At 73.6% G+C, this 9,403-nt stretch carries 9 protein-coding genes; all 9 read left to right on the forward strand.

The window, feature by feature from the left end; all coding sequences use genetic code 11:
* Nucleotides 1–247: 247 nt before the first annotated feature.
* Nucleotides 248–1,180, forward strand: a complete 933-nt coding sequence (locus GEV10_30840) for a dihydroorotate dehydrogenase (protein ID MQA82802.1) — start codon at nucleotides 248–250, stop codon at nucleotides 1,178–1,180.
* Nucleotides 1,177–2,451 (forward strand): MFS transporter, encoded by a 1,275-nt coding sequence (locus GEV10_30845; GenBank protein MQA82803.1) that lies wholly within the window; start codon nucleotides 1,177–1,179, stop codon nucleotides 2,449–2,451. Before GEV10_30840 ends, GEV10_30845 begins: the two co-directional genes overlap by 4 nt.
* A gap of 40 nt (nucleotides 2,452–2,491) precedes the next feature.
* Entirely contained in the window at nucleotides 2,492–3,277 is a 786-nt protein-coding gene (locus GEV10_30850) for a helix-turn-helix domain-containing protein (protein MQA82804.1), read from the forward strand.
* Nucleotides 3,274–3,864: an orotate phosphoribosyltransferase gene (pyrE, locus tag GEV10_30855; GenBank protein MQA82805.1), complete on the forward strand. Its 591-nt coding sequence runs from the start codon at nucleotides 3,274–3,276 to the stop codon at nucleotides 3,862–3,864. The genes GEV10_30850 and pyrE overlap by 4 nt, the downstream gene beginning before the upstream one ends.
* Nucleotides 3,865–3,881: 17 nt before the next feature.
* The gene (locus tag GEV10_30860; GenBank protein MQA82806.1) at nucleotides 3,882–4,307 is read left to right on the forward strand and encodes a hypothetical protein; all 426 of its coding nucleotides are present in this window, start codon (nucleotides 3,882–3,884) and stop codon (nucleotides 4,305–4,307) included.
* 62 nt (nucleotides 4,308–4,369) lie between these two features.
* A complete protein-coding gene (locus GEV10_30865; GenBank protein ID MQA82807.1) occupies nucleotides 4,370–5,626 on the forward strand; it encodes a hydantoinase/carbamoylase family amidase in 1,257 nt (418 codons plus the stop codon).
* A complete protein-coding gene (locus tag GEV10_30870; GenBank protein MQA82808.1) occupies nucleotides 5,623–6,477 on the forward strand; it encodes a dihydroorotate oxidase electron transfer subunit in 855 nt (284 codons plus the stop codon). The genes GEV10_30865 and GEV10_30870 overlap by 4 nt, the downstream gene beginning before the upstream one ends.
* Nucleotides 6,396–7,925: an amidohydrolase family protein gene (locus GEV10_30875; protein ID MQA82809.1), complete on the forward strand. Its 1,530-nt coding sequence runs from the start codon at nucleotides 6,396–6,398 to the stop codon at nucleotides 7,923–7,925. The genes GEV10_30870 and GEV10_30875 overlap by 82 nt, the downstream gene beginning before the upstream one ends.
* The gene (locus GEV10_30880; protein MQA82810.1) at nucleotides 7,922–9,241 is read left to right on the forward strand and encodes a hypothetical protein; all 1,320 of its coding nucleotides are present in this window, start codon (nucleotides 7,922–7,924) and stop codon (nucleotides 9,239–9,241) included. Before GEV10_30875 ends, GEV10_30880 begins: the two co-directional genes overlap by 4 nt.
* The last annotated feature ends 162 nt before the right edge of the window (nucleotides 9,242–9,403 follow it).

Here is a 9,403-nt window from a genome sequence, read left to right on the forward strand (position 1 = left end):
AACTGCTGGTCACGATCAACAGGTCGGAAATCCCTCGCCATCACAACATCCTGGCAACACAGTCCCGACACCACCAAGATCATCAAGCCGAGTCGCCCGAAAACGCAACAGCCTCCATGACGCGGTGGGGGTGCCCCTCACAGGTGGCGCCGGCAGCCCGGGTGGACGGGTGGGGGTTGACGGGGGTGCGGTGGGCAGCGCATCATCGTTCACCTCACGGAAGAGCTAATTTCAGGAGACGGAACTCGTGGGTGTTGTCGGTGAGGCCGCGCTGCGGACGCGGGTGGGTGGGCTCGCGCTCGCCTCGCCCGTGCTGCCGGCGTCCGGGTGCTTCGGACCCGAGCTCGCGCCGCTCGTCGACGTCGGCCGGCTCGGGGCCGTGGTGACCAAGACGGTCTTCTCCGCGGTGCGGTCGGGCAACCCGGCCCATCGGCTCGCGGAGACGCGGGACGGCATGCTCAACTCCGTCGGCATCCCCTCGGTGGGGGTGGAGCGGTGGCGCGAGGAGACCTGGCCCGCGTACGCGGAGCTCGGCGTGCCGGTCGTCGTGAGTCTCGGCGGGCTCGCGGAGGACGACTTCGTCCGCGTGGCCGGGCAGGTCGCCGACCTGCCGGTGGGAGCGGTCGAGCTCAACCTCTCGTGCCCGAACCTCGAGGCCGGCGGGATCGAGCTCGGCTCCGACGCCGCCGCCGTGGAGCGCGTGGTCCGCCGGGTCGGCGAGCGCGTGACCTGTCCGGTGTTCGCCAAGCTGACGCCGAACGTCGCGTCGGTGCCCGACCTGGCGCGGGGAGCCGCGGCCGGTGGTGCCGACGCGGTGGTGGTCGCGAACACCTACGTCGGCATGGCGATCGACCTGCACACCCGCCGGCCGGTGCTCGGCAACGGCGTGGGCGGCTGGTCGGGTCCCGCGAGCAAGCCGCTGATCCTGCGTCAGGTGTGGCAGGCCGCCCGCGCGGTGGCCATTCCCGTGATCGGCTGCGGCGGCGTCGCCACGGCCACCGACGTCGTCGAGTACCTGCTCGCCGGCGCGAGCGCCGTCCAGGTGGGCACGGCGACGTTCTCCCGTCCGCAGGTGATGGCGGAGATCGTGGACGACCTGCCCGCCGTGCTCGACGGGCTCGGCGTCGCCTGCGTGACCGAGCTCGTCGGCGCCCTCGACACGACGGCCCAGGCCGTCTGACCCTCGAATCCGTGTGGAAGGCGGACGCAGTGAGCGACTCGCAGAACGTCCAGCAGTCGACCAGCATCGAGCAGGGCATCGGCGACCGCTACGCGCGCAAGGCCGTGGTCGCGTCGAGCGTCGGCTACGCGATGGACGGCTTCGACCTGCTGATCATCGGCTTCGCGCTCGCGTCGATCACGGCCACCTTCGGCCTGTCCGAGCAGCAGGCCGGCTCGCTCGCCACCTACACGCTGGTCGGCGCCGTGGTCGGCGGCATCGTGTTCGGGATGCTCTCCGACCGGCTCGGCCGGGTCAAGGTGCTGACCTGGTCGATCCTCGTCTTCGCCCTGTTCACCGGGCTCACCGCCGTGGCCTGGGACTACACGTCGCTCTCGGTGTTCCGGTTCCTCGCCGGCATCGGCCTCGGCGGCGAGTTCGGCATCGGCATGACCCTCGCGGCGGAGGCGTGGCCGGCGCGCAAGCGCGCCCGTGCCACGGCCTGGGTGGCGAACGGGTGGCAGGTGGGCACCCTGCTCGCGACGGGTGCCGCGGCGCTGCTGCTCCCGCTCGGCGGCTGGCGGCTGCTGTTCGCGGTCGGCGCCTTCCCCGCGGTCGTGGCGTACCTGCTGCGCCGGCAGCTGGAGGAGCCGCTGAAGTTCATCGAGACCCAGCAGACCAGGGGCGTGGCGAAGTTCCCGGTCAAGGCGCTGGTCGCCGACGCGCGTTCCGTGCGCACGAGCATCGGCGTGCTGATACTCGCGTCGGTCCAGAACTTCGGCTACTACGGCATCATGATCTGGCTGCCGACATACCTGTCGCGCGAGCTCGACTACTCGTACAACAAGTCCGCGCTGTGGACCGCGGTGACGGTGGCGGGCATGATCATCGGCGTCTTCATCTTCGGCAAGCTCGCCGACACGATCGGCCGGCGCCCGTCGTTCCTCATCTGGCAGATCGGCGCGCTGATCTCCGTGGTCGTCTACGCGAACCTGGGCTCCAGCTGGGCGCTGCTCGCCGGCGGGCTCGTCATGGGACTGTTCGTCAACGGCATGATGGGCGGCTACGGCGCGCTGATGGCCGAGCTCTACCCCACCGAGGCGCGCGCGACCGCGCAGAACGTGCTGTGGAACCTCGGCCGCGCGGTCGCCGGTTTCGCGCCGCTCGTCGTCGCCGCGCTCGCCGCGTCGTACGGGTTCGCGTTCGCGATCGGTGCCATCGCCTGCATCTACGTCGTCGACATGTTCGCGCTGCTGCTCATCCCAGAGCGCAAGGGCGCCGAGCTCACCTGACCGCGCCCACCGACACGCGGTCACTCACGAAGGGGGAACGATGCAGCCGGTCGTACGGGCGCTCGCGGTGCTGCGAGCGCTGGCGCCGAACCCGAACGGGCTCACCCTGGGCGAGCTCGCCGACGGGCTGGAGGTGCCCGCGGGCAGCATGCACCGCATCCTCGCGGTCCTCGAGCGCGAGCAGTTCGTCACGAGGTCGCCGTCGAACCGGCGGTACTTCCTCGGGCCCGCCGCCAGGCAGCTCGCCGACGAGAACGCGCGCGGACACGCCCTGCTCGTCACGCCGCACCGGGCGCTGTCGACCGTCGCGGCGGCGAGCGGCGAGACGGTGTTCCTCACGGAGCTGGTCGGCGACCGCGCGATCTGCGTGTCGCTCGTCGAGTCCATCCACCCGTTGCGCATGTTCGTGCGGATCGGGCAGGACATGCCGCTGCACGCAGCGGCGTCGGCGCGCACGCTGCTCGCCTACGCGGGGGAGCAGGACGCTCGCAGGCTCCTCGCCTCGCGCCCGTTGCGCGCCTTCACCGAGGACACGCTCACCGACGTCGACGCCGTCGTCGACCACCTCACCATGATCCGCGCGCGGGGCTACGACGTCTGCGACGACGAGCTCGACCGCGGGGTGTGGGCGGTGTCGATGCCGGTGCGCACGTCGACGGGACGCGTCGCGGCGTCGGTGTCGCTCGCGGCCCCCGCCTACCGGGTCGCCGACCCGGCAGACCGCGACCGCATGCGTGAGCTGATCGCCGCCGCCGCGGAGGCGATGTCCGCCGACCTCGGCTGGGCCGCCGCCGACACACCGAACGAGACCGAGGTGAACGCATGAGCTCGTTGCTCGACTCATTGTCCGTCGGCGATCCGTCCGCCTTCCAGACATCCGCGCAACGCCGTGACGAGCTGGCCCGCGACCTCGTCGCCGCCGCCTACCTGCGCGGGTCGTTCGTCCTGTCGTCGGGACAGCCGTCGAGCTACTACGTCGACAAGTACCTGTTCGCCACCAAGCCGACGGTGCTCAGGCGGCTGGCGTCGCTGCTCGCCGAACGCGTCCCCGACGTCGACCGCATCGCGGGACCCGAGCTCGGCGCGGTGCCCATCACCGCGGCGCTCTCGCTGGAGACGGGCATCCCGTTCGTGATCGTCCGCAAGGTGCCGAAGGCGTACGGCACCGCCGCGGGCATCGAGGGCGAGCTGCACGCCGGCGAACGGGTGCTGCTCGTCGAGGACGTCGTCAGCACCGCCGCGCAGGCGCTCGGCGCCGCTGCGGTGCTCAAGGAGGCCGGCGCCACCGTGAGCGCGGTGCTCGCGGTGGTCGACCGCGAGCAGGGCGGCGCCGAGGCCGTGGCGGGGGCCGGTATGCCGTTCGACGCGTTGTTCCGGCTGTCGGAGCTGCCGCTTCCCGGCGGCCCGGCGTGATGAAGGAGGAGAGGCTCGTGAACACAGCGACCACCGACGACGAGCGGGGAGCGGCGGCGATGACCGACCCCGCCCGCACCGAGCGGATGGGCACGGCGATCGCCACGGAGGTGGCGGCGCTCGACGCGTCGACCGTCGTGTGCTGGGACGTGAGCGAGGACGCCGTCCTCGCCCATGTCGTCGCGCGCGAGCTCGGCGTCGACCTCGTCCGCGCGGTCGAGATCGAGGGCATCGTTGCGCTGCTCCAGCCGATAGTCGACGGGGCTCGGGTCGTGCTCGTCGCGGAGACCTTCCGCGCCCGCACCGGCCTCGCGGGCCTGTCCGGCGTGGTCACCCATGCCGGTGGCGTCGTCGTCGCCGTCGGCGCCGCGACCGGAGTCGTCGAGGCGGCGGGCACGGAGGCCGCCGACGCTCGCGTCGTCCGCCCGGACGACGCGAGGTGAACGAGCTCACCGTGACGGCGGAACCGACCGATGGCGCGGGCTCCGGGGCCGGCGGGTTCCGGATCGATCCGCGCAGTGTCGCGGCGCGGATCGACGAGCTGGCGCGGTTGACCGAGCCTGGCGCCGGCGTCAGCCGACTCGCGTACACGCGGCTGGAGCGCGAGGCCCACGGGCTGTTCGCGGGCTGGATGCGCGACGCCGGCTGCACCGTCGGCGTCGACGCGGCCGGCAACACGATCGCGACCAGGCCGGGCAGGCGCGCGGACGCCCCCGCCATCGGCACTGGCAGCCACCTCGACTCGGTGTACCACGGCGGCCGGTTCGACGGCATCGTCGGTGTGGTCGGCGCCGTCGAGGTCGCGCGGACGTTGCACGAGAACGACGTGCGCACCGAGCACCCGCTGCGCTTCGTCGTCTTCGCGGGCGAGGAGGGCGCACGGTTCGGCCAGGCGTGCATCGGCTCCAAGCTCGCGGCGGGGCTCTCGTCGGTCGGGGAGCTGCGTGAACGCGTCGACCGCGACGGCGTGAGCATCGCTGACGCCATGCGCGAGGTCGACGTCGACCCGGTGCGCGCCGCGGACGAGCCGTGGGCCGCACGCGAGTGGGCTGCGTTCCTCGAGCTGCACATCGAGCAGGGCAGCGTGCTCGAACGCGAGCAGATCGCCGTCGGCGTGGTCGACCTGATCTCCGGGTCCACCAGGCTCGAGCTCACCCTGGAGGGTCGGCCGTCGCACACCGGCGGCACGCCGATGGCCGGGCGTTCCGACGCGCTCGCCGCCGGTGCCGAAGCGGTGCTGATCGCCGAGGAGCTCGCCCTCGACCCACGGCACCGCGGCACCCGCGCGACGGTCGGCCGGCTCGAGGTGTCGCCCGGCTCGCTCACCACCATCCCCGGACACGTTCAGCTCTCCGTCGACGTCCGCGACATCGACGCCGATCGCCAGCGCGCGACGGCCGCCGAGATCGTGCGCCGCGTGCGCGCCGTGTGCGACCGCCGCCGGGTGCGGCTCGACGTACGGTTGCTCGCCGACACCTCGCCCGTGGTGCTCCCCGTCTGGGTCAGGCAGGTCGTCACCGAGACCGCACGCCGGCTCGGCGTCACGTACCGGGTGCTCACGTCCGGCGCGAGCCACGACGCGCAGATGGTCGACCGGGTCACACCGACGGGCATGGTGTTCGTCCCCAGCCGCGGTGGCCTCTCCCACGTGCCCGACGAGTGGACGTCGCCCGTCGAGATCGCGACCGGGATCTCGGTGCTGGGGGAGAGCATGCTCGCCCTCGACTCCCACCTCGCCGTCCTCTCCGCGGCGCGCTCATGATCGCGGCGCTCGGCCGCGCACCGCGTGACGGAGCCGCGTTCGACGACCTGGTGCCGCTGCCCCCTGTGTCCCTGGATCGCCCGGCGTCGGCCGACGCGGAGGTACTGGTCAACGCCCATATCGGTGACCGGTACTGGCGGATCGAGCTGCGCGCGCCGTACGCCGCGACACACGTGCGGCCGGGGCAGTTCGTGATGGTGACGGTGACGCGCGACGTGCGCGTCGGTCCCGTCCTGCCGCGACCGATGGCGGTGTACGACGCCGACGAGGCCGCGGGCACGGTCAGCGTCGTCTACTCGGTCGTCGGCGAGGGCACCCGCGCGCTCACGGGCTTCCTGCCCGGTGAGCGGGTGACCGTGGTCGGGCCGCTCGGCCGGCCGTTCGACCTCCCGGCGCGCGGCGGCGTGCTGCTGCTCGGCCGCGGGATCGGCAGCTGCTCGCTCACCCTGCTCGCGCGCGCCGCCGCCGCGCGCGGCCGGGTGACCATGGTCGTCTCGGGACGCACCCCGGCCGCGACCGTCGGCCGCGACTTCGTCCCCGCGCCCGACGTACGCCCGATCGCCGTCGACGACCTGTCGGGGACGTCGCACCCGGACGCACTCGCGACCCGGTTGCGCGCGGTGCTCGACGACGACCCGCCCGCGCTCGTCGCGGCGTGCGGGTCGGCACGGCTCGAGGCCCTCGGCGAGCGTCTCGCCGAGTCCTGGGGCGCCGACTTCCAGGTGGCCGTCGAGGCGCACATGGCGTGCGGCCTCGGCTACTGCCACGGATGCGCGACGGGGAACAGGACATCGAGCGCGGAGGCGCCGCTGGTCTGCAGGGACGGCCCGGTGTTCCGTACCCACCGGTGAAGGACAGCACGTCAGCGAGGGAGAGGGGAACCATGCAGTTCGTCGTGAGGAACGGGACCGTCGTGACCGAGGGTGGCCTCGTCGCGGCCGACGTCGTCTGCGCGGACGGGCGCATCTCGGCGCTCGTCGAGCCGGGCACGTCGACGTCCGCCGAGGACGCGTTCGATGCGTCGGGCTGCCTGGTGTTCCCCGGGTTCATCGACCCGCACGTGCACTCTCGCGATCCCGGCCTCACCCACAAGGAGACGTTCGCGCACTCGACGCTCGGCGCGCTGTGCGGCGGGCTGACGTCGATCCTCGAGATGCCGAACGCGATCCCTCCCGTCACCGACGCCGCGATGCTCGCCACCCGACGCGCCGAGCACGAGGCCAAGGCGTGGGTCGACTTCGGCCTGTGGGGCCTCGCGCTCGGGCCGGGGCACGCCGACGACATCGCCGGTCTGTTCTCCGCGGGCGCCGTCGGCGTGAAGCTCTTCTGGGGCTACGCGCTGCACCGGGAGACCAAGGCGCTCGTCTACAACTTCGCCGACGAGCCGCCCGAGCGCCTGCTGCTGCCGCCGGAGGCCGGTGAGGTGCGCACGCTGTTCCGCGAGGTCGCGAACGCCGGCGGCCTGCTCGCGATGCACTGCGAGGACCGGCACGTGCTCGCCCAGGCAGGCGAGGACCTCGGCCACCCGATCGAGACGTACGCCGACCTGCTCGCCGCGCGTCCCGCCGTCGCGGAGGCCGTGAGCATCGCGATCGGCGCGCAGCTCGCCGCCGAGACCGGCTGCCGCTTCCACGTCGTGCACATGGCGTCGGCCAGGGGAGCCGAGGTCGTCCGCCAGGCCAGAGCAGCGGGCGCGCCGGTGACCGCGGAGACCTGCCCGCAGTACCTCACCCTCACCGACGCCGACGCCGAGCGGCTCGGGCCGCTGCTCAAGGTCTACCCGCCCGTGCGCACCGCCACCGACCAGGAGGCGCTGTGGCATGCGGTCGCCGACGAGACGATCAGCTCGATCGGCTCCGACCACGCGCCGCACACGGTGGAGGAGAAGAGCACCGGCTTCGCCACGGCGCCGGCCGGCGGCACCGGCGTGGAGACGATCGTGCCGCTGCTCGTCGACGCCATGGTCGAGGGACGGATCAGCCCGGCACGGCTCGCCGAGATCGCGTCGACCGGCACGGCCGCGCTGTACGGGCTCTGGCCGCGCAAGGGCACGGTACGGCCAGGGGCGGACGCCGACCTGACGATCGTCGACCCGGCCGGCGAGCACGTCGTCAGCAACGAGGGACTCCACGCGCTGCACCCGGTGACCGCGTGGGACGGCCGCAAGCTGTCCGGCCGGGTGACGGCGAGCGTCCTGCGCGGGGAGCTGGCGATGCGCGACGGTGAGCCGGTGGGTGAGCGGCGTGGCCGGTTCGTGGCCGCCGACCACTCGGTGCGAAGGGAGTCGCTCCGGTCGTGACGGCCGACGTCCTGCCCGAGCTCGTCGCGTACGCGGCCGACCTCGCCGGGAGGCTCCCCGGCGAGGTCGCCGCGCGCGCCGGGCTGCTCGCGGCCGACACGATCGGCGTGACGCTCGCCGGCGGCCGGCGTCCCGAGGCCGAGCGGTTGGTGGCAGGGGACGGGCTGACCGGTTCCTGGCGCCGGTCGGAGCCGGGGGACCGTCCCGCCGCGACTCTCCTGGTCGCCGGCGGTGGGTACGCCGACCCCGAGCGGGCCGCGTACGCCAACGCGACGGCGAGCTGTGCGCTCGAGCTCGACGAGGGCGTGCGCCCGACCGGGCACCCGTCGGCGCATGTGCTCCCCGCGGCACTCGCGGCGGGGGAGGCGCTCGGGTCGCGGTGGCGCGACGTCGTGCGGGCGTACGTCGCGGGCTACGAGGTGGCGGCGGGCCTGTTCACCCTGTTCGGGTTCCGCGGCCAGCTGCACCCGCACGGCCACCTGGGCGGGATCGGCGCGGCGGTCGCCGTCGCGACGCTCGCCGGTACCGATCCGCTCCGCGCGGCGTACACGGCCGCGGCCCTTCCGTTGCTGACGACCTGGCCGACGTGCGTCGAGGGCTCCGACGTCAGGAACGCGTGGATCGGGCACGCCGCGTCCACCGGCCTCACCGCCCACCGGCTCGCCGCGGCCGGCTACACCGGGTCGCGCTCCGCACTCGCCGCCGCGTTCGACGGGCTCGTCGCCGACCGCAGGCCGGGCGTCCCCGTCGTGCCGGCACGCGCGTACCTGCTCGGCGGCTACGTCAAGGTGTACTCCGCGTGCGCGCTGACGCACGGCAGCATCGAAGCGGCCGCGTCGCTCGCGCCGGTCGACGGCGACGCGGTGGAGTCGGTCGAGGTCGCCGTCGGCGCGAGCGGCCTGCGGCTCGCGCAGCCACCTGCCGACACCCCGCTCGGCCGCCGGTTCTCCGTGCCGTACGCGGTCGCCGTCGCCCTGCTGCACGGCGGCGCCCCGCCGGAACGGTTCGACGTACCCGACCCGCGCGCCCTCGCGCTGGCCGAACGCGTGCGCCTGTACGAGGACCACGCCGCCACCCGCGCCTGGCCGGAGCGCGCACCCGCCGGTGTGGTGCTGCGGCTGGCCGGCGGCGACGTCCGCCGTGCCACCTGCGCCGAGCCGCGAGGTCACCCGGGCGCGCCGGTCGGCGCCGACGAGATGGCCGCGAAGTTCCGCACCCTCACCGGCCACGACGATGCCGTCTGGACCCGCCTGACCGACCCGTCCGCCGACACCCCGACCCGCGACATGCTGGCCGGTCTCATCTGGAACCCGTGAGGGGCACCCTCACCGTGCTACCGAGGCTGTTGCGCTTTGGGGTCCGGTGTGGTGATGGCGTGACTATGGGGAGGATGTGTGAGTCGGGGGGTGTGCCCGGGTCATGCTGGCTGGGTGGTCGCTGTGCTGGTGGTGAAGAGGCGCCGCAGGTTGTGTACTGCG

This window comes from Streptosporangiales bacterium (assembly GCA_009379955.1).
Lineage (GTDB): Bacteria > Actinomycetota > Actinomycetes > Streptosporangiales > WHST01 > WHST01.

Excerpts from the sequence above, each read along its gene's own strand:
- pyrE (MQA82805.1), top strand. The coding sequence starts at position 3,274 with ATGAGCTCGTTGCTCGACTCATTGTCCGTCGGCGATCCGTCCGCCTTC.
- GEV10_30875 (MQA82809.1), top strand. The coding sequence starts at position 6,396 with ATGCGCGACGGGGAACAGGACATCGAGCGCGGAGGCGCCGCTGGTCTG.
- GEV10_30850 (MQA82804.1), top strand. The coding sequence starts at position 2,492 with ATGCAGCCGGTCGTACGGGCGCTCGCGGTGCTGCGAGCGCTGGCGCCG.
- GEV10_30870 (MQA82808.1), top strand. The coding sequence starts at position 5,623 with ATGATCGCGGCGCTCGGCCGCGCACCGCGTGACGGAGCCGCGTTCGAC.